The organism is Muricoccus harenae (assembly GCF_009848505.1).
In the GTDB taxonomy this organism is placed as follows: domain Bacteria; phylum Pseudomonadota; class Alphaproteobacteria; order Acetobacterales; family Acetobacteraceae; genus Roseomonas; species Roseomonas harenae.
The window spans coordinates 28144-50235 of record NZ_WWDL01000024.1 but is presented as its reverse complement, the minus strand read 5'-3'; the positions used below and the strand labels follow the sequence as shown (position 1 = coordinate 50235).

The 22092-nt window shown below is 68.9% G+C and carries 20 protein-coding genes; 12 read left to right on the top strand and 8 right to left on the bottom strand.

Annotation, left to right across the window (positions count from 1 at the left end; all coding sequences use genetic code 11):
- Nucleotides 1–2: 2 nt before the first annotated feature.
- Both GSE44_RS17055 and GSE44_RS17050 read left to right on the top strand, forming a co-directional pair.
- Entirely contained in the window at nt 3–1190 is a 1188-nt protein-coding gene (locus tag GSE44_RS17055; protein WP_159350032.1) for an acetyl-CoA acetyltransferase, read from the top strand.
- On the top strand, nt 1187–2329 hold the full coding sequence (locus tag GSE44_RS17050; protein WP_159350074.1) for an acetoin utilization protein AcuC: 1143 nt from the start codon (nt 1187–1189) through the stop codon (nt 2327–2329). Before GSE44_RS17055 ends, GSE44_RS17050 begins: the two co-directional genes overlap by 4 nt.
- On the opposite strand, the gene ispD is transcribed toward GSE44_RS17050, so the two are convergent.
- Nucleotides 2307–3452, bottom strand: coding sequence for a 2-C-methyl-D-erythritol 4-phosphate cytidylyltransferase (ispD, locus tag GSE44_RS17045; protein WP_159350031.1), 1146 nt, complete (start codon nt 3450–3452; stop codon nt 2307–2309). The two genes, GSE44_RS17050 and ispD, sit on opposite strands and share 23 nt — an antisense overlap.
- A gap of 125 nt (nt 3453–3577) precedes the next feature.
- Here ispD and dusB point away from each other — a divergent pair, with 125 nt between their 5' ends.
- From dusB to GSE44_RS16995, 10 genes are all read left to right on the top strand, one after another.
- On the top strand, nt 3578–4699 hold the full coding sequence (dusB, locus tag GSE44_RS17040) for a tRNA dihydrouridine synthase DusB (protein WP_159350073.1): 1122 nt from the start codon (nt 3578–3580) through the stop codon (nt 4697–4699).
- Nucleotides 4700–4707: 8 nt separating this feature from the next.
- Nucleotides 4708–5847, top strand: coding sequence for a two-component system sensor histidine kinase NtrB (locus GSE44_RS17035; protein WP_159350030.1), 1140 nt, complete (start codon nt 4708–4710; stop codon nt 5845–5847).
- A 56-nt stretch (nt 5848–5903) separates the two neighbouring features.
- Nucleotides 5904–7349 carry a nitrogen regulation protein NR(I) gene (gene ntrC / locus GSE44_RS17030; RefSeq protein ID WP_159350029.1) on the top strand — a complete coding sequence of 482 codons (1446 nt, stop codon included), beginning with the start codon at nt 5904–5906 and terminating at the stop codon, nt 7347–7349.
- Between the two features lie 64 nt (nt 7350–7413).
- Nucleotides 7414–9624: a sensor histidine kinase NtrY-like gene (locus GSE44_RS17025; RefSeq protein ID WP_201306117.1), complete on the top strand. Its 2211-nt coding sequence runs from the start codon at nt 7414–7416 to the stop codon at nt 9622–9624.
- Nucleotides 9614–11011 carry a nitrogen assimilation response regulator NtrX gene (gene ntrX / locus GSE44_RS17020; RefSeq protein ID WP_159350028.1) on the top strand — a complete coding sequence of 466 codons (1398 nt, stop codon included), beginning with the start codon at nt 9614–9616 and terminating at the stop codon, nt 11009–11011. Before GSE44_RS17025 ends, ntrX begins: the two co-directional genes overlap by 11 nt.
- Nucleotides 11011–11883, top strand: a complete 873-nt coding sequence (locus GSE44_RS17015; protein ID WP_159350027.1) for a D-amino-acid transaminase — start codon at nt 11011–11013, stop codon at nt 11881–11883. Before ntrX ends, GSE44_RS17015 begins: the two co-directional genes overlap by 1 nt.
- A complete protein-coding gene (locus GSE44_RS17010; RefSeq protein WP_159350026.1) occupies nt 11883–12545 on the top strand; it encodes an HAD family hydrolase in 663 nt (220 codons plus the stop codon). Before GSE44_RS17015 ends, GSE44_RS17010 begins: the two co-directional genes overlap by 1 nt.
- A 132-nt stretch (nt 12546–12677) precedes the next feature.
- A complete protein-coding gene (gene hfq, locus GSE44_RS17005; RefSeq protein WP_159350025.1) occupies nt 12678–13013 on the top strand; it encodes an RNA chaperone Hfq in 336 nt (111 codons plus the stop codon).
- A complete protein-coding gene (hflX, locus tag GSE44_RS17000; RefSeq protein ID WP_159350071.1) occupies nt 12994–14307 on the top strand; it encodes a GTPase HflX in 1314 nt (437 codons plus the stop codon). The genes hfq and hflX overlap by 20 nt, the downstream gene beginning before the upstream one ends.
- Nucleotides 14304–15197: an inositol monophosphatase family protein gene (locus GSE44_RS16995; RefSeq protein ID WP_268893662.1), complete on the top strand. Its 894-nt coding sequence runs from the start codon at nt 14304–14306 to the stop codon at nt 15195–15197. Before hflX ends, GSE44_RS16995 begins: the two co-directional genes overlap by 4 nt.
- Here GSE44_RS16995 and mazG read toward each other — a convergent pair.
- Genes mazG through GSE44_RS16960 form a run of 7 tightly spaced genes read right to left on the bottom strand, consistent with a single transcriptional unit; the run spans nt 15194 to nt 22084 of the window.
- The gene (gene mazG / locus GSE44_RS16990; RefSeq protein WP_159350024.1) at nt 15194–15991 is read right to left on the bottom strand and encodes a nucleoside triphosphate pyrophosphohydrolase; all 798 of its coding nucleotides are present in this window, start codon (nt 15989–15991) and stop codon (nt 15194–15196) included. The two genes, GSE44_RS16995 and mazG, sit on opposite strands and share 4 nt — an antisense overlap.
- Nucleotides 15992–16045: 54 nt before the next feature.
- Nucleotides 16046–16831 (bottom strand): MBL fold metallo-hydrolase, encoded by a 786-nt coding sequence (locus GSE44_RS16985; RefSeq protein ID WP_159350023.1) that lies wholly within the window; start codon nt 16829–16831, stop codon nt 16046–16048.
- 13 nt (nt 16832–16844) lie between these two features.
- Nucleotides 16845–17618, bottom strand: coding sequence for a TatD family hydrolase (locus GSE44_RS16980; protein ID WP_159350022.1), 774 nt, complete (start codon nt 17616–17618; stop codon nt 16845–16847).
- Complete coding sequence (metG, locus tag GSE44_RS16975) at nt 17618–19174, bottom strand: methionine--tRNA ligase (protein ID WP_159350021.1); 1557 nt, start codon at nt 19172–19174, stop codon at nt 17618–17620. The genes GSE44_RS16980 and metG overlap by 1 nt, the downstream gene beginning before the upstream one ends.
- A 45-nt stretch (nt 19175–19219) precedes the next feature.
- Nucleotides 19220–20236: a DNA polymerase III subunit delta' gene (locus GSE44_RS16970; RefSeq protein WP_159350020.1), complete on the bottom strand. Its 1017-nt coding sequence runs from the start codon at nt 20234–20236 to the stop codon at nt 19220–19222.
- Complete coding sequence (gene tmk, locus GSE44_RS16965; RefSeq protein WP_159350019.1) at nt 20233–20871, bottom strand: dTMP kinase; 639 nt, start codon at nt 20869–20871, stop codon at nt 20233–20235. The genes GSE44_RS16970 and tmk overlap by 4 nt, the downstream gene beginning before the upstream one ends.
- Nucleotides 20861–22084: a D-alanyl-D-alanine carboxypeptidase family protein gene (locus GSE44_RS16960; protein WP_235924903.1), complete on the bottom strand. Its 1224-nt coding sequence runs from the start codon at nt 22082–22084 to the stop codon at nt 20861–20863. The genes tmk and GSE44_RS16960 overlap by 11 nt, the downstream gene beginning before the upstream one ends.
- Nucleotides 22085–22092: the final 8 nt, after the last annotated feature.

Sequence of the window (22092 nt, the reverse complement as noted above, 5' to 3'; positions counted from 1 at the left end):
AGATGGTCGGGAACGGGACCGGCGGGGCCTGCATCGTTGGCTGGGCGCACACGCCCTTCGGCAAGCTGGAGGACGCCCCAGACGCGGAAGGCCTGATCGGCCGCGTCGCGCGGGGTGCCATTGAAGATGCCGGGATCGATCCGGCCGATGTCGATGCGATCTATGTCGGTCATTTCAACGGCGGGTTCCAGAAGCAGGACTTTCCGTCCTCCCTCGTCATGCAGTCCCTGCCGGAGCTGCGCTTCAAGCCAGCGACGCGGTTGGAGAATGCCTGCGCCACCGGTTCCGCCGCGATCCACGGGGCGATGGATTTCCTCGCCGCTGGCCGCGGCCGCTTCACCCTGGTGGTGGGCGTCGAGAAGATGACGGCAATTCCCGGCTCACAAGTGGGCGACGTGCTGCTCGGCTGCGCCTACCGGCGGGAGGAAGGTGATATCCCGGCTGGCTTCGCTGGTGTGTTTGCACGGATCGCGGAATCCTATTTCCAGCGTCACGGGGACCAGTCGGACGCCTTGGCTGCGATCGCCGCCAAGAACCACCGCAACGGGGTGGACAATCCTTATGCCCAGATGCGGAAGGATCTCGGCTATGAGTTCTGCCGCACAGAGAGCGAGCGGAATCCCATCGTGGCGGGCCCGCTGAAGCGCACCGATTGCAGCCTTGTCTCAGATGGTGCCGCGGCCTTGGTGCTGACGGATGCCGAGACTGCCGCGACTCTGGGCAAGGCTATCCGCTTCCGCGCCGCCGTCCAGGTGAACGACCTGATGCCCATTTCTGCGCGGGACATCACCCGCTTCGAGGGCGCGCGCGTGGCTTGGCGCCGTGCCTATGACATGGCGGGCGTGGGCGTTGCGGACCTGTCCTTCACCGAGGTGCATGATTGCTTCACCATCGCGGAGCTGATCGACTACGAGGCGATGGGCTTGGCACCGGAAGGGCAGGGCGCCCGTGCGGTGCTGGACGGCCTGGTTGCAAAAGGGGGGCGCCTGCCGGTGAACCCCTCGGGCGGGCTCAAATCCAAGGGCCACCCAATCGGTGCGACCGGCGTCTCCATGCATGTGCTCTCCGCAATGCAGCTCGCGGGCGAGGCCGGTGGCATGCAGGTGCCGGGGGCCACGCTCGGCGGCGTCTTCAACATGGGCGGGGCTGCCGTGGCGAATTATGTCTCCATCCTGGAGCGGCTGCGCTGACAGCAGGCCGCCCCCTTCTCATCGGCTCTGAGATCTACCGGGGCTCTAGCTATGGGCCGAAGCACCCGCTTGCGATCCCGCGCGTGCCAGCAACGCTGGACCTGATCCGCGCCCTCGGCTGGCTGGACCCCGCCCGTTACCTCGACAGCCCCCGCGCCACCCCGGCCCAGCTCGCCCGCTACCATACGCCCGAATACGTTGCCGCCCTGCAGCGGGCCGAGGCGGAGCAGGCGGCTTCGGCCGAGATCCGCGAGCGCCATCACATCGGCGCCCATGACAATCCGATCTACGGGGAGGTGTACCGCCGCCCCGCCACTAGCGCCGGAGGGGCCATCCTGGCGGCACGGCTGACGCGGGGCGGCGGGATCGTTCATGTCCCCGGCGCGGGCACGCACCACGCCATGCCGGACCGGGCCAGCGGCTTCTGCTACATCAACGATCCGGTGTTGGGCCTGCTGGAATGGCTCGACCTCGGCCTGACGAACATCCTCTACGTCGATATCGACGCGCATCATGGAGACGGCGTGGAATATGCCTTCCGCGACGATCCGCGCGTCTTCACCCTCTCCGTCCATGAAGCGGGGCGCTGGCCCTTCACCGGCCGCATCGAGGATCGCGCTGGTGGGCGTGCCCGCAACATCCCGGTGCCCCAGGGCTTCAACGACACCGAGATGGAGCATGTGCTCCAGACGGCCATCCTGCCCATCCTGCGGCATCTCCGGCCCCAGGCCGTCATGCTCCAATGCGGCGCCGACGCACTGGAGGAGGATCCGCTCGCTCGGCTCTCCCTTTCCAACGATGCTCATCGGGCCGTGGTCCGCGCGCTCCTGGCGGAGTCGCCGCGCCTGATCGTCACCGGCGGCGGGGGCTACAATCCCTGGACTGTCGCCCGCTGCTGGGCGCTGGTCTGGGGCGTGCTGGACGGCCGGCAAGTGCCGGAGCGTCTGCCGCCAGCGGCCGAGGCCGTACTGCGGGCGTTGGAATGGCAGCGCGCCGCCGGCCGCAACCCGCCGGAGCACTGGTTCACCACGCTGCTCGACACACCACGCCCCGGCCCGCTGCGGGCCGAGGTGGTCGCGGCCTGCGACGCAACGCTGGAGGGGCTGCCGGAGCCCGCTATGCCGGTACCAGCAGACTGACAGCGGCCTGAGCCGCGATTCCTTCACCGCGGCCCGGGAAGCCCAGCCGCTCCGTGGTGGTCGCCTTCACCGAAACCCGGTCTTCCGGCACGGCCAGCAGCGAGGCGACGCGCGCGATCATCGCCGGGGCATGCGGGGTGATCTTCGGCTGCTCACAGATCAGCGTCACGTCGGCATTCGCCAGCACCCCACCCCGGGCCGCGATGCGGCCGGCGGCGTGGCTCAGAAAGGCGGCGCTGTCGGCGTCCTTCCACTGCATCTGGCTGGGTGGAAAGTGGCGGCCGATGTCGCCTTCGGCCAAGGCGCCATAGATGGCGTCACAGAGGGCATGCAGCCCCACATCAGCGTCCGAATGCCCGTCGAGGCCGAGGGAATGCGGCACCTGCACCCCGCAGAGGATAAGCGGCCGCCCCTCCACCAGGCGGTGCACGTCGAAGCCGGTGCCGACGCGCGGCAGCAGGCGCGGCAGCATGGCCGCCTCCACCCGTTCTAGGTCGCCGGGGTAAGTGATCTTCACATTCTCCTCCGATCCGGGAACCAGCCGTACGGCATGGCCTCCGGCTTCCAGCAGCGCGGCATCATCCGTGGCGCCATCCGGCGCCATCCTGTGCAGGGACAGCAGCAGGGGAAAATGGAAGCCCTGTGGGGTCTGGGCGCGGTGCAGGCCAGCGCGCGGGACCGTGCGGAGGATCGTCGCTCCCTCGGCCGCCTTCAACGTATCCGCCACAGGCTGGGCCGGGATCGCACCCCTGGCTGTCTCCAGCGCCGCAAGCACCGCGGCCACCGTGCCGGCGGGCACCACCGGCCGGGCGGCGTCATGCACCAGCACGACGGTGGGAGACTGCTTCTCAAGAGCCTCCAGCCCGGCCCGCACGCTTGCCTGGCGCGTGGCGCCGCCGGCGACCGCGGGCAGCGCCGGCAGGCCCGCCAGGACGGTGTCCACCCGCTCCCGCTCGCCCTCGGCGCAGACCGGCTGGATGGCCTCCACCAGCCCATCGCGCAGCAGGGCCTCGGCGGCATGGCGCAGCACCGGGCGGCCCAGCAAGGGCAGGAACTGCTTCGGCTCGCTGCCGCCCAGCCGCTCCCCGCGCCCCGCCGCCATCAGCAACGCCACAACCTGCATCAGGACCCCCATATCGCCACGGTGCGGAACCTAGCCGCGCTGGGGCCGCCCGCCCAGAGCGCTCCCCAGCCCTGGTCTGCGATCCCGCTTGACCATGCACCTGCCCGCTTGATAGGCACATGCCTATGCCGACAAGCTCACGCATTGGAGAGGCTGCCCATCCGGAGGGCAGTCCGCATCTGCGCCCCATCATGGTTGGAAACGTCCGGATCGAACGGCCCGTGATCCTGGCCCCGATGTCGGGCGTGACCGATCTGCCGTTCCGCCGCCTCGCGCGCGGTCGCGGCACCCCCATGGTGGTCAGCGAGATGATCGCGAGCCAGGCGATGGTCCGCGAGAACCGGCAGACGCTGAAGATGGCGGAAGTGGACGGCTTCGGCGGCCCCGCCAGTGTGCAGCTGGCCGGCTGCGATCCCGAGGTGATGGCCGAGGCCGCGAAGCTCGCGGTCGATCGCGGCGCAGCCCTGGTGGACATCAACTTCGGCTGTCCGGTGAAGAAGGTTGCCGTTGGCCAGCAAGCCGGCAGCGCCCTTATGCGCGACGAAATCAAGGCCGCCCGCATCCTTGAGGCCACGGTGAAGGCCGTGAGCGTGCCCGTCACGCTGAAGATGCGGATGGGCTGGGACCATTCCAGCCTTAACGCGCCGAACCTGGGCCGCATCGCCGAGGCCTGCGGGATCCGCCTGGTGACGGTGCACGGGCGCACCCGGCAGATGCTCTACACCGGTACGGCTGACTGGGACTTCGTGGCGAAGGTGAAGGCGGCGGTCGGCATCCCCGTCATCGTGAATGGCGACATCCTGGGTCCTGAAGATGCGGCCGAGGCGATGCGCCGCTCGGGTGCCGATGGCGTGATGATCGGCCGCGGCGCCTATGGCCGGCCCTGGCTGCCGGGGCTGGTCGCCGAATACCTCGCCACTGGCCGGATGCCTGCTCTGCCCTCGCTCGAGGAGCAGCACGCTATGTTGCTTGAGCACTATGCGGACATGCTGTCGCACCACGGCAGCAATCCGGGCCTCCGCCTCGCCCGCAAGCATGTCGCCTGGTACTCGCGCGGGCTTCCGGGCAGCGCCGAGTTCCGCGTCCGCATCAATGGCGCGGATACGGTGGAGGAGGCGCTTGCCGCCATCGAGTCCTTCTACCGTCCGCTGCTTGATGCCGGCATCGAGGGCGTGCGCGACATGTTCCGTGACGCGGGCCGCGACGGCGCGCCGCAAGACGACGCCGACACGCCCCTGGCCGCCTGAGAGGTATCATGCCCAGCAGAATCGGCCCCGTCGCGAGGACGGATCTTCCGGACGGCACCCAGCTTCTCTCAGCGCTTCCGGTGCCGGTGGTTCTGTTGGACTCCGAGGGCCGCTTCCGCTTCGCCAACCCGGCAGCCGAACTGTTCCTCGGCATCTCCTCAGCCAGCCTGTCGCAGTTGCGCTTGACGGACCTTCTGCCCGAGGATTCGCGGCTTGCCGCCCTCGTCCGCCATGTCCGGGCAGCCGATGCCCCGATCTCCGACCATGACCTGACGCTTCACTCTCCCCGACTGCATCGCGATGGCGTGGCCGCCCATGGCGCCCCCATGCCGGAGATGCCGGGCGCGGTGATCCTCACGCTGCAGGACGGTTCCACAGCCCAGAAGCTGGATCGTCAGCTGAATTTCCGCGGTGCGGCTCGGGGAGCCAGCGCCATGGCAGCCATGTTGGCGCATGAAGTGAAGAACCCGCTCTCCGGCATCCGCGGCGCGGCGCAGCTCCTTGAGCAGGCGGCCTCGGAGGGAGATCGCGAGCTTTGCACGCTGATCCAGGACGAGGTGGATCGCATCCGCGACCTGGTCGAGCGGATGGACATGTTCTCCGAGCGGCCGCTGGAGCGGGAAGCGGTGAACATCCACGAGGTGCTGGACCACGTCCTCCGCATCGCCGGCACCGGCTTCGCAGCCCATCTGCGGATCATGCGAGAATACGATCCTTCACTCCCGCCGGTCTGGGGCAACCGCGACCAGCTTGTGCAGATCCTGCTGAACCTCGTGAAGAATGCGGCCGAAGCCGTGGAACCGCGGGAGGGCGAGATCGTCCTGACCACGGCCTATCGCCACGGCGTGCGGCTCGCGATCCCGGGTTCGCGGGAAAGGGTGCACCTGCCGCTGGAGGTCACGGTCCGCGATAACGGTCGCGGCATTCACGAGGAGGTGCGCGCCAGCCTGTTCGAGCCCTTCATCACCACGAAGCGGGGCGGGCAGGGGCTCGGCCTCGCGCTCGTGGCAAAGCTGGTCGCCGATCATGGCGCCCTCATCGAATGCGACAGCCGTCCCGGCCGTACCGTCTTCCGCCTCTCCCTGCCCAAGCCACCCGCCGGCGTGGCGCAGCCCCTGCCGCGTGCGCGGATGCGGCAGACGGCCTGATGGCCGGATCCGTCGCGCAATCCGCCGCCCGACCGCCTCTCTTCACCAGAAAAAGAATGACCGAACGCACCATCCTCATCGCGGATGACGACCGCGCCATCCGCACCGTTCTCGCCCAGGCGCTCGGCCGGGTGGGCTATAACGTGCGCGCCACCTCCTCCGCGGCCACGCTCTGGCGCTGGGTGGAGGATGGGGAGGGCGATCTGGTGATCACGGACGTGATCATGCCGGACGAGAACGGGCTGGACCTCGTTCCCCGCATCCGACGGGTGCGCCCGGAGCTGCGTGTGGTGGTGATGAGCGCACAGTCGACCTTCGCGACGGCGCTCAAGGCAGCGCAACGCGGCGCCTTCGATTACCTTCCGAAGCCCTTCGATTTGAAGGATCTTCTCTCCCTGGTCCAGCGCGCGCTGGCGGCGCCGGCCGTGGCGCCGGAGCCGAATGCGGAGGAGCCGGAGGAGGAGCGCCTGCCCCTGGTCGGCCGCTCCGCCGCCATGCAGGAGATCTACCGCACCGTCGCCCGGCTTACGACGACCGACCTGACCGTGATGATCACGGGCGAGAGCGGCACGGGCAAGGAGTTGGTCGCCCGCGCCCTGCACGACTATTCCCGCCGGCGCACCGGCAATTTCGTGGCCGTCAACATGGCGGCCATCCCGCGCGACCTAATCGAGGCGGAGTTGTTCGGCCATGAGCGGGGCGCCTTCACCGGCGCAATGGCGCGTGGCGTCGGCCGTTTCGAGCAGGCGGCCGGCGGCACGCTCTTCCTCGACGAGATCGGCGACATGCCGCCCGAGGCCCAGACCCGCCTGCTGCGCGTGTTGCAGGAGGGCGAGTTCACCACCGTCGGCGGCCGCACGCCCATCAAGGCGAATGTCCGCATCGTTGCCGCCACCCACCGGGACCTGCGCCAGGCCATTCGCCAGGGCCTGTTCCGCGAGGACTTGTTCTACCGCCTGAACGTCGTCCCGATTCGCCTCCCGCCGCTGCGCGAGCGGGCGGAGGACATCCCGTTGCTTGCCCGTCACTTCCTCGATCGTGCGAAGGCTTCCGGCTTGCCTGCGAAGTCGCTGGACAACGAGGCGGTGGAGCGCCTGAAGTCGCATCCCTGGCCGGGCAATGCCCGCGAGCTGGAGAACCTGATGCGCCGACTTGCCGCCCTCTATCCCCAGGAGGTGATCGGCGAGGATGCGGTGGCGGCGGAGCTGGCGGAGGCTGAGCCTTCCCCCGGCCCCCTTTCCGTCCCCTCGGTGCCGGAGACGTTGGAGCAGGCGGTGGAACGTCACCTCGCCACCTTCATGAGCGCGCAGCGGGACGGCCTTCCGGTCCGCGACCTGTATGAGCGCGTGCTGGCGGAGGTGGAGCGGCCGCTGCTGCGGCTCGCTTTGGCGAATACCAGGGGCAACCAGATCAAGGCTGCCGCCATGCTCGGCCTGAACCGCAACACCCTGCGGAAGAAGATCCGGGAGCTGGAGCTGCCGGTGGTCCGCGGGTTGTCGTGACGGCGCCGGCGTGAGGCGCGATCCCCAGGCCCCTCCGCGGAGCCTCACCCGCCGTGCGGCGGACATGCTGCTCGGGCGGGTGATGACCCTTGCCATGGCCCTCGGCGCGCTGCTGGTGGGCATCGCCTCCTTCGCCGTGCTCTCCGGCAGCAGCCCCTTCGGGCCGACAAGCCCGGCCCAGACCGCGGCTCTGGTCCTGGTGAATGCCGCCTTTGTCCTCCTGCTCATGGCCAGCCTGGCCGGGCGGCTGGTGCGCGTCTGGGCAGAGCGGCGTAGGGGCAGCGCGGGATCACGGCTGCATGTGCGGCTGGTGTTGCTGCTCGGCGGGGTGGCGGTGGTGCCCGCCCTGCTAGTAGCGGTGTTTGCCGCCGTCTTCTTCCAACTCGGCATCCAGGCTTGGTTCAGCGACAAGGTGCGCAGCACGCTGGAGGCCAGCCTCGTCGCCTCCCGTGCCTATTTGGACGAGAATCGCAACGCCATCCGCGCCGATGCTCTGGCCATGGCCGCGGACCTGAACCGTGCCGGAACGCTCCTACCGGACAACACGGTGGGCTTCAGCCAGGTGCTTACCACCTTCACCTCCCTGCGCGGGCTGACCGAGGCGACGGTCTTTGAGCCGGTGCTCGGCCGGGTGATCGCCAATGCTGGACTCGGCTCCGCCATCGTGGTGGACGCGCCTCCCGCCTGGGCGATGGAGACGGTGCGCCAAGGTGAGGTGGCCGTGCTCTCGGATGAGGGGGAGGAGGGCCGGGTCCGTGGCCTTGTGGCCCTGGATATCGAGCCCGGGCTGATGCTGATGATCGGCCGCCCGCTCGATCCCTCGATCATCGAGCACATGCAGCGCACCGAGCTGGCCTTTCAGGAATACGACCAGCTCGATCGCAACCGCTCCGGCTTGCAGATCACCTTCGTGATGATCTTCGCGATCGCGACTCTGCTGGTGTTGCTGGCAGCGGTGCTGATCGGGCTGGTGATGGCGAACCAGATCGCGCGCCCCATCTCGCGGCTGATCAATGCGGCGGAGCGGGTGAGGGGGGGCGACCTCTCCGTCCGGGTGGATGAAGGGCGGGCGGATGACGAGGTCGGCAGCCTGTCCCGCGCCTTCAACCGCATGACGAACCAGCTTGCCGCCCAGCGGAGCGAGCTGCTGGAGGCCTATCGGCAACTCGATGACCGGCGGCGCTTCACCGAGAGCGTGCTGGGGGGCGTTTCCGCCGGAGTGATCGGGCTGGATGCGGAGGGGCGGATCAACCTGCCCAACCGCCCGGCCAGTGAATTGCTGGGGCAGGACCTGGAAGCTGCCGTCGGCCGCCCTCTGGCTGAGGTGGTGCCCGAGTTCCGCGCCTTCCTCGCCGCCGCCGCCCTCACGCCCGAGAAGGCACGGACGGAGGAGATCCCGGTTCCTGGCCCCTCCGGGCGCCGCACTCTGCTGGCGCGGATCGGCGCCGAGTTCGATGCCGGCGGGCTCTCGGGCTATGTCCTGACCTTCGATGATATCACGGCCCTGCTGTCCGCCCAGCGGATGGCCGCCTGGGCCGATGTGGCGCGCCGCATCGCCCATGAGATTAAAAATCCGCTCACCCCGATCCAGCTTTCGGCCGAGCGGCTGAAGCGCCGCTACCTGAAGCAGATCACCGACGACCCTGACACATTTCGTGCCTGCACCGACACCATCGTCCGGCAGGTGGGTGACATCGGCCGCATGGTGGACGAATTCTCCGCCTTCGCGCGGATGCCTCAGCCGGTGATCCGGCCGGAGAATACGGTCCAGCTGGTGCGGGAGGCGCTGGTGCTGCAGCGGGACGCGCATCCGGCCATCACCTATGAGCTGCGCGTGCCGGAGGGTCCGCTCTCGATCCGCTGCGACCGCCGGCTGATCAACCAAGCGCTGACCAATCTGCTGCAGAACGCCGCCGATGCCATCGCCATGCGCCCGGACGGCGAGACTGGTGGGCGCGTCATCGTGGAGGTGGCCGCCGGTCCGGAGCGGGTTTCCATCAGCGTGGAGGACAACGGCATCGGCCTTCCGGGCGATGGGGAGCGCGACCGCCTCACGGAACCGTATGTGACCCACAAGGCGAAGGGGACAGGCCTCGGGCTTGCCATCGTGAAGAAGATCATGGAGGACCATGGCGGTGGGCTGACGCTCGCGGACGGGTCGGATGGCGGGGCACGGGCCACCCTCATCTTTCCCCCGGACGTGACGGGCCAGCCTGGCAAATCGGAGCAAGACGGGTTGCAGGAAAGAGGAGAGATGCTGCGCCATGGCGCATGACATCCTGATCGTCGATGACGAGCCGGACATCCGCGCCCTGCTCGACGGCATCCTGGCGGATGAGGGCTACGAGGTCCGGCAGGCGGGCAACAGCGACCAGGCCCTGGCCGCGTTCCGCCAGAAGCGCCCCAACCTCGTGATCCTGGATATCTGGCTGCAGAATTCCCGGCTGGACGGGCTGGGCATCCTGGAGGCCCTGCATCGCGAGGAGCCGCGGGTGCCGGTGGTGATGATCTCCGGCCACGGGACCATCGAGACGGCGGTGCAGGCGATCCAGCAGGGCGCCTATGACTTCATCGAGAAGCCCTTCAAGTCGGACCGGCTGCTGCTGATCGCAGCCCGTGCGCTGGAGGCTGCCCGCCTCAAGCGCGAGAACAGCGAGTTGCGCCTGCGCGGCAGCGCCGAGACCGAGCTGGTCGGCACCTCCTCCCTCATCGCGGGCATCCGCAGTGCGATCGAGAAGGTGGCGCCCACCGGCTCGCGGGTCCTGCTCACCGGCCCGGCCGGCTCGGGCAAGGAGGTGGCGGCACGGATGATCCACGCCCGTTCTCGCCGCGCCGACGAGCCCTTCGTGGCGCTGAACTGCGCCACCCTGAATCCCGCGCGCTTCGAGGAGGAGCTGTTCGGGGTGGAGGGCGGTCCCGACCCCGTGACCCATCCGCGCCGTCAGGGCGTGCTGGAGCGCGCCCATGGCGGCACGCTGCTGCTGGACGAGGTGGCGGACATGCCGCTGGAGACCCAGGGCAAGATCGTCCGCGCACTGCAGGAGCAGGGCTTCGAGCGTATCGGCGGCGCGACCCGCGTGAAGGTGGATGTACGGGTCACCGCCACCACCAACCGTGATCTTGCCGCCGAGATCGCCGCGGGGCGCTTCCGGGAGGACCTGTTCTACCGCCTCGCCGTGGTGCCCATCCGCATGCCGTCGCTCCGCGAGCGGCGGGAGGACGTGCCGGCCCTCGCCCGCCACTTCATGGCCAAGTCGGCCGAGAACTCGGGCGTTCCGCCTCGGGAGATCAGCGAGGACGCGATGGCGGCGATGCAGGCCTATGACTGGCCGGGCAATGTGCGCCAGCTGCGGAACCTGGTGGACTGGCTGCTGATCATGGCCCCCGGCGGCCCTGCCGATCCGATCCGGCCGGAGATGCTGCCCCCCGAGGTTGGCTCCGCCGCCCCGGCCATGTTGAAGCTGGACCGCTCCAGTGAGATCATGACCCTGCCGCTGCGGGATGCGCGCGAGCTGTTCGAGCGGCAGTATCTGGAGGCGCAGCTGCTGCGTTTCGGCGGAAATATCAGCCGCACAGCCAATTTCGTCGGCATGGAACGCTCCGCCCTGCACCGGAAGCTGAAGTTCCTGGGCGTGCAGGCCGAGGATCGCGCGAGCGTCTGATGTCCAGAATCGCCTATGTGAACGGGCGCTACGTCGCGCAACGCGACGCCTGCGTGAACATCGAGGACCGCGGCTACCAGTTCGGCGACGGCATCTATGAGGTGGTCCACCTCTATGAAGGCCGCTTCGTGGATGCGGATTTCCATCTCGCCCGGCTGGAACGCTCGGTGAAGGAGATCCGGCTGGGCATGCCCATGCCCCTGGCCTCGCTGAAGCTGGTGCTGGCCGAGGTCGCGCGTCGGAACCGGGTGACCGAAGGCCTGCTCTACATGCAGGTGGGCCGCGGCGTCGCCCGGCGCGACCACGCCTTTCCGAGAACGCCGGTGCCGGTGAGCCTCGTCGTCACGGTGCGGCGGATCCCGCCCTACCCCAGCAGCCTCGACGGCTGGAGCATGGCGGCGATCACCCAGCCCGACCTCCGCTGGGCCCGGCGCGACATCAAGAGCGTGAACCTGCTGCCGAACGTGCTCGCCCGCCAGGCGGCGCGGGAAGCGGGGGCAGGGGAGGCCATCCTCTTTGACCCGGCCACCCGCATGGTGACCGAGGGGGCTGCGACCAGCTTCTGGATCGTGGACGCGGAGGGTGCGATTCGCATTCCGCCCCTGGGCCCGACGATCCTGCCCGGCTGCACCCGCGCCGCCCTGCTGGCGGAGATGGCGGAGCACGGGCTGCGCGCGGAGGAGCGCGCCTTTTCCCTCGACGAACTGGCACAGGCGCGGGAGGCCTTCATCACCTCCGCCACCTCCTTCGTGAAGCCGGTGCTCGCCGTGGACGGCAAGCCGGTGGGGGATGGCAAGCCGGGCCCCGTGGCACGCCATCTCTTTGATATCTTCGCCCGCCATGTGAAGGGCGCCCCGCGCAACGCCGCCTGATGCAGCGGCCCCTCGCCATCGTCTGGGACTGGGACAACACGCTGGTGGATGGCTGGCCCGCCATCCGAGCCGGGCTGAACGCGGCCTTCCGTGATGCGGGCCTGCCGGAGTGGAGCCTGGAGGAGGTGCGCGAACGCGTCCGCCACTCGCTGCGCGATAGCTTCCCCCAGCTTTTCGGCTCCCGCTGGGAGCATGCGCGCGACATCTTCTACGCCGCCGTCCGTGCCACCCACCTGGCCGTGCTGCAGCCGATGCCGGAGGTGGCGGCGCTGATCCGCCAGGCAGCCGCCCTGGCGCCCCTGGCGGTGTTGTCCAACAAGGCCGGACCCTTGCTGAGGGCGGAGGCAGCCCATCTGGGCTGGCAGACGCATTTTCGAGCTCTGGTGGGGGCCGGCGACTGCGCGGCCGACAAGCCGGACCCACGCCCGATGCGCGTGGCCTGCGCCGCCTGCGGCGTGACGGCTGGTGGTGCCGTCTGGTATGTCGGCGACAACGCCCTGGACATGGATGCTGCCCGCCGCGCCGGCTGCGTGCCTGTTCTGCTGGGCGATGCGGCCCATGACGGCGGGCCGGAGCGGGCCAATGCAGCCCTTCACTTTCCCACGTCTGCGCAAATGACAGCTGCGTTATCAGCGCTTGCCAAGGTGCCCCTCCCGGGGTGATTTTGGTGCCCCCGCGGGCGAGGGTGCGCGCTCCGGGAACGCGGTGCGTCGCAAGGGCGGGCCACGAAGAACAACCGCCCTTGTTCCGCCGCGGCAAAGCCGGGCGGAGAGTAAGAAGAAGGACATCAGCCAATGGCTGCCGACAAGTCCCAGAACGTGCAGGACGTGTTCCTGAATCATGTTCGCAAAAGCAAAACTCCCGTCACCGTCTTTTTGGTGAACGGTGTCAAGCTCCAGGGCATCATAACCTGGTTCGACAACTTCTCGGTGCTTCTGCGCCGTGACGGACACACCCAGCTCGTTTACAAGCATGCGATCAGCACCGTGATGCCGGGCGCTCCGATCATGCTGTTCGATGCCGCTTCCGCCGGCGCCCAGGCCCAGCCGTCCCAGGCAGGCGCCCCCATCCGCGAGACCACGATGACACTCACGCCGCGAGAGCCGAGCCCTGTCGGAAGCGAAGGCTGATCCGGGGGCCGGGGGCCCCACCCCCGCCGCCGTGATCCTGCCGTGGGAACGACCCCACGGCATCCCGGACGGACGAGGCGCCGCCCGCGCCGCCGAGGCCAGGTTGGCCGAGGCGGTCGGGCTGACGGCCTCCATTGGCGTGGCCATCGTCCACACCGGTATCCATCCCCTCCGAGCCCGCCGACCCAGCACCCTGCTGGGCGAGGGGCAGGTGGAGGCAGCACGTGCCGCCATGGCGGAGCAGGGGGTGCAGGTGGCCGTGGTCGATGCCGCGCTCAGCCCTGTCCAGCAGCGCAATCTCGAGCGTGCCTGGGGCTGCAAGGTCATCGACCGCACCGGGTTGATCCTGGAGATCTTCGGCGAGCGCGCCCGAACGCGGGAGGGCTCGCTTCAGGTCGAACTGGCGCATCTCGAATACCAGCGCACCCGCCTCGTCCGGTCCTGGACCCATCTTGAGCGGCAGCGAGGCGGCTTTGGCTTCCTCGGTGGCCCCGGTGAGTCGCAGATCGAGATCGACCGTCGCCTGATCGGCGAGCGAATCGTGAAGTTGAAGAAGGAGCTGGAGCAGGTGCGCCGCACGCGGGGGCTGCACCGCACGGCGCGCACGAAAGTGCCTTTCCCGGTGGTCGCGCTGGTCGGCTACACCAATGCGGGCAAATCCACCCTGTTCAACGCGCTGACCGGCGCCGGGGTCTATGCCCAGGACCAGCTCTTCGCGACGCTGGACCCGACCATGCGCGCCATCCGCCTGCCCTCGGGCCGCACGGTCATCCTTTCCGACACGGTCGGCTTCATCTCCGAACTGCCGACCCAGTTGGTGGAAGCGTTCCGCGCCACGCTGGAGGAGGTGGCGGCCGCCGATATCATCCTCCATGTGCGCGACGTCGCTCATCCGGACAGCACCGCGCAGCGTGCCGATGTGCTGGGCGTGTTGACCGGCCTTGCCGAAGGCCCTGACGCGGCGCTGGACGAGGCCTGGGAGTCGCGGCTCATCGAGGTGCTGAACAAGACCGACCTTCTGCAGGAGCCGCCGGCCGTTACGGCCGCCGCCATCCCCGTCTCCGCTCTCACGGGGGACGGTCTGGATGCGCTGCGCAACACGCTGGACGAGCGCCTGGCGGCCGGTCTCGTCACCGAGAGCTTCACCCTCAACCCCGATGACGGCGCCGGAATCGCCTGGCTCTACGAGCATGGCGAGGTGCTGGAGCGCCGGGATGTGGACGACGCCATTCACCTATCGGTGCGGCTCGCCCCGGCCGATCTGGCCCGCTTTGCCCAGCGCGGCACGGCGTGAGCCGCTTCGACGCCGCCACGCTGCGGGAGGTGGACGGCATCCTCCGCGCCGCGGCGCGGGCCGAGATCATGCCCCGTTTCCGCCGGCTCGGCACCGCCGACATCCGAACCAAGTCCGGTCCGCTGGACATGGTGACGGATGCCGATGAAGGCGCCGAGCGTGTGATTGCCGCGGCGCTGACGGAGATGTTCCCCGGCTGTGTCGTGGTGGGAGAGGAAGGCTGCTCCGCCGATCCCGGGCTGGCCGACCGGCTGGCAACGGCGGATCTCGCTTTCGTGGTGGACCCTGTGGACGGGACCGCCAATTTTGCTGCCGGCATGCCGCTCTTCGGCTGTATGGCCGCGGCCTTCGAGAAGGGCGAGGTCGTGGCCGCCTGGATCCACGATCCGCTGGGCGATGACACGCTGACCGCCGCGCGCGGGGAGGGCGCCTGGCTGGCGGCCGCCGACGGCACGCGCGGCCCGCTTCTCCGGGTGGCGGATCCGGCGCCCATGGGCGCCATGGTTGGCTGTATTTCCTACGGCTATCTCACCGAGCCACTGAAGAGCCGCGTGGCAGCCCGCCTGCCGCGCTTGGCAAAGACCTGGCAGCTCGGTTGCGCAGCCCATGAATACCGGCTGCTCGCCGTGGGGCACACGCATCTTTCCCTCTACAACCGCCTGATGCCCTGGGACCATGCGCCGGGTTCGCTGATCCATGCCGAAGCCGGCGGCTACGCGGCGCATTTCGACGGGAGCGCCTATCACCCTGCGACGGCGCGCGCCGGTGGATTGATCTGCGCTCCCGATGAGGCAAGCTGGGAGGTCGCGCGCTCCGCGTTGCTTGAGGACGAGGGCCTGACTGCCGAAGCCGGGCGGAGCCAGCCCGCTGCACGGGTGGGAGCGGCTTAGCGCCGCTCGGCAACCTTCGCGGCTTGCCAGAGCGCCTCCATCTGCTCGAGCGAGGCTTCCGCCGGCGCCCGGCCTTCCGTGGCCAAGCCGGTCTCGATTGCCCTGAAGCGGCGTTCGAACTTTGCGTTGGCGCCGCGCAAGCAGGACTCCGGGTCCAGGTCCAGCTTTCGGGCCAGATTGGCGAGCACAAAGAGCAGGTCGCCCACCTCGTCGGCCAAGCGCGCGGGATCCGCCTTGGGAAGCTCTGCACGAAGCTCGGCGGCTTCCTCCTCGAGCTTGTCCAGAACTTGGCTGGCGTCCGGCCAGTCAAAGCCGACGCGGGCGGCCCGCCGTGTCAGCTTGGCGGCGCGGGTGAGGGCAGGGAGGTTGGACGCGACGCCTGCCAGCGTGCCCGTCTCTGCGCGCTCGGCCCGTTCCATGGATTTCTGTGCCTCCCAGGCCTCTGTCTGGGCGAAGGCATCGCGCGCTGCATCTTCACCAAAGACATGAGGATGGCGGCGGATCATCTTGTCGTTGATGGATTTTGCTACGTCGGCGAAGGCGAAACACCCGGCTTCTTCCGCCATCCGCGCGTGGTAGACGACCTGCAGCAGCAGATCCCCTAACTCGTCCTGCAGCCCGGACCAATCCTGCCGCTCGATCGCATCCGCAACCTCATGGCCTTCTTCAACTGTATAGGGCGCGATAGAGGCGAAGTCCTGGACGCGGTCCCAAGGGCACCCATCGGGCGCCCGCAGGCGCGCCATGATGGTCAGTAGCCGCGAGAGCTCGGAGGAGGCGCGAGCGGCGCTCATTCCGGTAGCCCTTCAAGTCGCGTAATGTAGATTATGTAAAAATAAGACGGCATGTCAGGGCACCTCCACTATCATCCCGTCGAAGCTCGGCTCGATCCCGGCCGGCAGCGCCGATTGCATCCAGCCCCAATCGAGATCGGGCCCCATATGGGTCAGCACCGTCTGCGCGGCACCGATGCGCTGCGCCCAATCGATCACCTTGGCCACATGGGCATGGACCGGATGCGGCTTGCGCTGGAAGCAGCCGACCACCCAGCCATGCACGCCCTCAAGCGCCGCGAAGGCCTCTTCCGGCAGCTCCACCACATCGGTCGAATAGCCGAAGCCGCCGATGCGCAGCCCCAGCGTCTCCATCACCTTGTGGTCCTGGGCGAAGAGCCGGACATCGAAGCCGGCCATCGGCACCACTTGGCCCGGCTCCACGACCTGAGGCTCCAGGGCTGGCCGGAAGAAGCCTGGCGTGACCGGCCTGAAGGCGTAGTCGAAGCGCCGCGTCACCTCGGCCAGCGTTGCCGCCGTGGCGTAGAGCGGCAGCGCACGGCCCATGAGCCGGTTGATCATCCGCAGCTCGTCCAGACCGACCACATGATCCGCATGGGAATGCGTCAGTACCACCGCATCCACGCGGCTGATCCCGCTGGCCAGGAGTTGTGCCCGCAGATCCGGCCCTGCATCGACGAGAAGTGTTGTACCATCAGGAGCCTGGATGGCGATGCTCGAGCGACTTCGCCGGTTCCGCGGCTCTGCCGGATCGCAGGCACCCCAATTGCCGTGGCCATCCGGCCCGCCTAACAGCGGCACGCCGCTCGATCCGCCGCAGCCAAGAACAGTAACTTTCAACAAAAACCGTGGCCTAGACGCACTGGCTGAAAAGCCGATGGAAGTTTTGGGTGGTCACTTCGCCTACCTTGGCGGTGTCCCATCCTCTCACCCGCGCCAGCACTGCAGCCGTATGGGCTACAAGCGCAGGTTCGTTGCGTTTCCCGCGCAGTGGGGCGGGGGCGAGGTAGGGACTGTCGGTCTCCACCAGCAGCCGGTCCTCCGGCAGGTCTGCCGCGATGGCCCGCAACTCCTCGCTCTTCGGAAAGGTCAGGATGCCAGAGAGCGAGACATAGCCACCCTCCGCCACCACCGCCTCCGCCAGGGCGCGGGTCGAAGAGAAGCAATGCAGCAGCGCCGGGAAGGGCCCGCCTGCCGCACGCTCCTCGGCCAGGATGGCGGCGATGTCGTCATCCGCGTCCCGGGCGTGGATCACCAGAGGCAGGCCGGTGCGCTGGCTGGCCCGGATGTGCCGGCGGAAGCTCTCCTGCTGCACCTCACGCGGTGCCTTATCGTAAAAGTAGTCAAGGCCCGACTCACCAATCCCGATCACCCGCGGATGCTCGGTCAGCGCCACCAGCGCCTCCACGGTCGGGATCGGCGCCTCGCCCACATTCTGCGGGTGCACGCCTACCGTGCCCCAAACCTGCGGGAAGCGATCGGCCAAGGCTTTCACCTGGGCCGCCTGTTCGACCCGCACGCCGATCGTCACCATCCGCTCGACCCCGGCTTCCAGAGCGCGGCCGATCACGGCCTCAATCTCCTCCTCGGTGTAGTAGTCGAGGTGGCAATGGCTATCGACGAGCATCAGGCCGCCTCGTCGATCTTGCGGAAAAGCGGTGAAGGCGGTGGCAGCGCCGTGCCGTCCGGAAGCGGCGTGGCGAGGTCCGAAAGGGCGCGACTCCCCTCCCCGACCCCGAGCTGGTCCAGCATCGACGCCATCGTGCCGGGCATGAAGGGCTGCAGCACCGTCGCGAGTGTCCGCATGGCGGTGTGAAGGTTACGCAGCACCGCTTCCATCCGCACCGGATCGGTCTTCTTCAGGGACCAGGGCTTCTGGGAGTCGATCCAGGAATTCCCGAGCCGCACGACCGTCCAAATCCGCTCCAGCGCCTCGCCGAAGGCTTGGCGCGAGATGGCGTCGTCCACGGCGGCGGGGAGTGCCTCCACCGGGCCGAGAAGCTCGCGGTCAGCATCCGTCGGAGGCACCAGAGCAGGCAGCCGGCCTTCGCAGTTCCGCTGGATCAGCGACAGGGTGCGCTGCGCCAGGTTGCCCAGGTCATTCGCCAGTTCGCTGTTGAGGCGGCCGATTACCGCACGGCGGGAGAAGTCGCCGTCATTGCCGAAGGGCACCTCGCGCAGCAGGTAGTAGCGCAGCGGGTCCAGCCCGAATTCCTCGGCCAGCAGCAGCGGGTCCAGCCCGTTGCCGAGGGACTTCGACATCTTCTGCCCCTCAATGGTCAGCCAGCCATTGGCATAGACGCGCTTCGGAGGCTCCAGCCCCGCAGCCATCAGGAAGGCGGGCCAGTAGACGCAGTGGAAGCGCGTGATCTCCTTGCCGACCATATGCAAATCGGCTGGCCAGAAGCCCCAGCGCTCCGACCCGGGGTCCGGATAGCCAAGGGCGGTGATGTAGTTCGTCAGCGCATCCAGCCAGACATACATCACATGCGCCTCGTCCCCCGGCACCGGCACGCCCCATTTGAAGGAGGTGCGGGAGATCGACAGGTCCTGGAGCCCGGCCTTCACGAAGGCGGTCACCTCCCGCTTCGTGCTCGCCGGGGCCATGAATTCTGGATGGGCCTCGTAGAATTCCAGCAACTTCCCGGTCCAGTCCGAGAGGCGGAAGAAGTAAGAGGGCTCGCGCGTCCACTCCACCGGGGCGCCGGAGGCGATGGCCACCTTCACCCCGTTGCGATCCTCGATCTCGTCCGGCCCATAGAAGGCCTCGTCCCGCACCGCGTACCAGCCCTCGTAATGGCCGAGATAGATGTGGCCACCCGCCGCCAGCTTCTCCCAGAGCGCCTGGCAGGAACGCTTGTGGCGCTCCTCGGTCGTACGGATGAAGTCGTCGAAGGAAATGCCAATCTTCTCGGCCATGCCCCGGAAGTCGGCGGCAAGCTGGTCCGTGAAGTCCTGCGGCGACAGGCCGGCATCGAGCGCGGCACGCTCGACCTTCTGCCCATGCTCATCCGTGCCGGTGAGGAAGAACACCTCGTTCCCCGCCAGCCGCTTCCACCGCGCCAGCACATCGGCGGCGATGGAAGTATAGGCATGGCCGATATGTGGCTGGCCGTTCAGGTAATAGATCGGCGTCGTCAGGAAGAAGCGCTTCCCACCCTGCACCGCCTTGGCCTCGCTCATCGTCTGATCCCGCGCCATGTCCCGCCGGCGCGACAGGAGCTCCCGTCAGTTCGAGAGCCGCGAGAGACCGGTCAGCACCGCCTGCTTGCGGTCCAGGTTGAGCGTTTCGGTCTCGTCGGCCAGCCGGCCGAGCATGTCCCACAGCCCCGCCCACTCGGCAAGGCCGCGCCCTTCCAGCCACGGGGCCGCCCCCTCCCCGCGCCCCGCCCGGCGCAGCGCCGTGGCCAGCGCGTCCCGCAGCAGGTCGATGAAGGTAACGAAGGCGCTGCCGTCCCGCTTGGAAGCCAGGCGATCGGCCAGGGCGTGCATCTCCCGTGGGTCAGGGCGCGGTAGACGGGCGAGGAAACCCTCCACCTCCCGCGCCATGACAAGCCCCTCCCCCTCGGCCAAGGCCAGCGCCCGCCCGGGGCTGCCAGCCGCGAGCCGTGCAAGGGCGCCGCGGTCCTCCGCTTCCATCCCCGGAATCCAGCGCGCCAGGACCGGGTCCAGCGCCGCGGGCTCCAGCGGAAACAGGTCAAGCCGTCGCACCCGGCTGCGGATGGTGGGCAGCAGCCGGTCGGGCGCCGAGGCGGTCAGCACCAGGACGGCCCGCGCCGGCGGCTCCTCCAGCGTCTTGAGCAGGGCGTTCTGTGCCTGCTCGTTCATCGCCTCCAGCTCCTCGATCACCACGACGCGCCAGCCACCTTCGGCCGGGGTCATGGCGAGGAAGCGCGTCAGCTCCCGCACCTCCTCCACGCGGATGATGACCTTCTTGCCCTTCTCGCCCGCATTGGGAGCCAGGGCGCGCAGATCGGCATGGGCTCCCGCCGCGATCCGGGCGAAGAGCGGATCGCCCGGCGGCACGAAGAGCGGTGCCTCCCCAGCGGGCGTGGTCCCCGGCATGCCCGCCAGCATCCAGCGGGCATAGCGCCAGGCCAGTGTCGCCTTTCCCACGCCGCGCGGGCCGGTCAGCATCCAGCCGTGATGCATCCGCCCCGAAAGCGCGGAATCCCGCAGGGCGGCAGCGGCGTGGTCATGCCCAAACAGGGATGGGTTGGCGCGCGGTTCCGGCGGCAGGCTCACGCGGCCACTCCCAGCCGGTTCCGGATCGCGGCGAGGGAGAGGTCGAGCACCTCGCCAGGGCTGCGGGAGGCGTCCAGCACCACGCAGCGTTCGGGCTCCTGCGCCGCGATGGCGAGGAATCCGTCGCGCACTCGAGCATGGAAGGCATCACTCTGCCGCTCGTAGCGGTTAGCGTCGCCCCGAGAGAGCGCGCGCCCCATGCCACGCTCCGGCGGCAGGTCCAGCAACAGGGTCAAATCGGGCCGCAGCGCTCCGAGTGTCAGCCCGCAGAGGCACTCCCACACGTCGCGGGACAGCCCCTGCCCCGCTCCCTGATAAGCCAGGGTACTATCGGCGAAACGGTCGCAGACCACCCAGATGCCGGCATCAAGCGCAGGCCCGATGGTCCGCGCGACATGTTCCCGCCTCGCGGCAAAATGCAGCATCGCCTCGGCCACTGGATCCCAGGACCCGCCGCCAAGGATCAGGGCCCGCACAGCCTCCGCCCCGGGCGCCCCGCCCGGCTCGCGGGTCCGCAGCACCGGTAACCCGCTGGCAGCCAGGGCGCCAGCCAGGGCCCGTGACAGGGTGGTCTTTCCTGCCCCTTCCCCGCCCTCGAGCGTGATGAACCGGCCGCGGCCCGGCTCAGGCCCCACTGACCATGCGCCCGATCACCGCCGGAATGCGCGGGATCAGCCCCAGCCGTCCTACATCCGCCCCGGCGAGGAGCGGCACGGTCATCGGCGGCACGCCGGCACCGGACACTTCCAGCCGCCCCAGCTCCTGGCCCTTGGCCACCGGCGCCGGGATGGGACTGTCATAGCGGAGCTTCACCTGCAGGTTGCGGCGCCACTGGCGCGGCAGGGTAAGCACCACGTCGCGCCCGCCCACCAGCGGCACCTTCAGCTGCTCGCCAAGATAGACCGGCGCCTCCTCGATCGTGTCGGAGGCGCGGAAAAGGGCGACGTTCTCGAATTCCCGGAAGCCCCACTCCATGAGGCGCTCGGTCTCCTCGCGGCGGGCGGCCATGCTGGGCAGGCCGTTCACCACCAGGATCAGCCGGCGGTCGCCCCGCTTCGCGCTGCCGGTGAGGCCATAGCCCGCCTCCTCGGTGTGGCCAGTCTTGAGCCCGTCGGCCCCGGCCACGCGACCGAGGAGCGGGTTGCGGTTCTCCTGGTTGATGTCGTTCCAGCGGAAGCTGCGCTCGGCATAGATCCGGTAGTGCTCCGGATGGTCGTTGATGATGTGCCGCGCGAGCAGCGCGAGGTCGCGGCAAGTCATCCGGTGCTCGGGGTCGGGCCAGCCGGTCGCGTTGCGGAAGGTGCTGTCCGTCAGACCCAGGCGCCGCCCATAGTCGTTCATCAGCTCGGCGAACTGCGTCTCGCTGCCAGAGATGCCCTCGGCCAGCACAATGCAGGCATCGTTGCCCGATTGGACGATGACTCCGCGGATCAGGTCCTCGACCTTCACCGAATTGCCGATGCCAACGAACATTTTGCTGCCGCCCATGCGCCAGGCGCGCTCACTGACGGGCAGCTCCTGATCCATCCGCAGCCGGCCCTGCTTCAGCAGGTCAAAGACGACATACATCGTCATCAGCTTCGACATGGAGGAAGGCGGCATCCGCTCGTCGGCGCTCTTCTCGAGCAGCACCGCGCCGGTATCGGCGTCGACGATCAGTGCCTGGCGCGCGATGGTGTCCACCGGCCCCAGCGGCGTGCTGGCGGGCGTGCCCGGTGGTGCGGCGGGCGCGCGTGGGGCCCGCTGCGCGTTGCGCGCCTGCGCCCGTGCCTCGCCGCTCAGCAACCCACCCGAAATCCCGATCGCGGCCACGGCCCCGATCATGTTCCGACGCTTCGGCATCCCCATGCCCCCCA

What these genes read in the sequence shown, in the direction of transcription:
- GSE44_RS17055 (WP_159350032.1), top strand. Translation starts at nt 3, where the DNA reads ATGGTCGGGAACGGGACCGGCGGGGCCTGCATCGTTGGCTGGGCGCAC.
- ispD (WP_159350031.1), bottom strand. Translation starts at nt 3,452, where the DNA reads ATGCAGGTTGTGGCGTTGCTGATGGCGGCGGGGCGCGGGGAGCGGCTG.
- dusB (WP_159350073.1), top strand. Translation starts at nt 3,578, where the DNA reads ATGCCGACAAGCTCACGCATTGGAGAGGCTGCCCATCCGGAGGGCAGT.
- GSE44_RS17035 (WP_159350030.1), top strand. Translation starts at nt 4,708, where the DNA reads ATGCCCAGCAGAATCGGCCCCGTCGCGAGGACGGATCTTCCGGACGGC.
- ntrC (WP_159350029.1), top strand. Translation starts at nt 5,904, where the DNA reads ATGACCGAACGCACCATCCTCATCGCGGATGACGACCGCGCCATCCGC.
- GSE44_RS17025 (WP_201306117.1), top strand. Translation starts at nt 7,414, where the DNA reads ATGCTGCTCGGGCGGGTGATGACCCTTGCCATGGCCCTCGGCGCGCTG.
- ntrX (WP_159350028.1), top strand. Translation starts at nt 9,614, where the DNA reads ATGGCGCATGACATCCTGATCGTCGATGACGAGCCGGACATCCGCGCC.
- GSE44_RS17015 (WP_159350027.1), top strand. Translation starts at nt 11,011, where the DNA reads ATGTCCAGAATCGCCTATGTGAACGGGCGCTACGTCGCGCAACGCGAC.
- GSE44_RS17010 (WP_159350026.1), top strand. Translation starts at nt 11,883, where the DNA reads ATGCAGCGGCCCCTCGCCATCGTCTGGGACTGGGACAACACGCTGGTG.
- hfq (WP_159350025.1), top strand. Translation starts at nt 12,678, where the DNA reads ATGGCTGCCGACAAGTCCCAGAACGTGCAGGACGTGTTCCTGAATCAT.
- mazG (WP_159350024.1), bottom strand. Translation starts at nt 15,991, where the DNA reads ATGAGCGCCGCTCGCGCCTCCTCCGAGCTCTCGCGGCTACTGACCATC.
- GSE44_RS16980 (WP_159350022.1), bottom strand. Translation starts at nt 17,618, where the DNA reads ATGCTCGTCGATAGCCATTGCCACCTCGACTACTACACCGAGGAGGAG.
- metG (WP_159350021.1), bottom strand. Translation starts at nt 19,174, where the DNA reads ATGAGCGAGGCCAAGGCGGTGCAGGGTGGGAAGCGCTTCTTCCTGACG.
- GSE44_RS16960 (WP_235924903.1), bottom strand. Translation starts at nt 22,084, where the DNA reads ATGGGGATGCCGAAGCGTCGGAACATGATCGGGGCCGTGGCCGCGATC.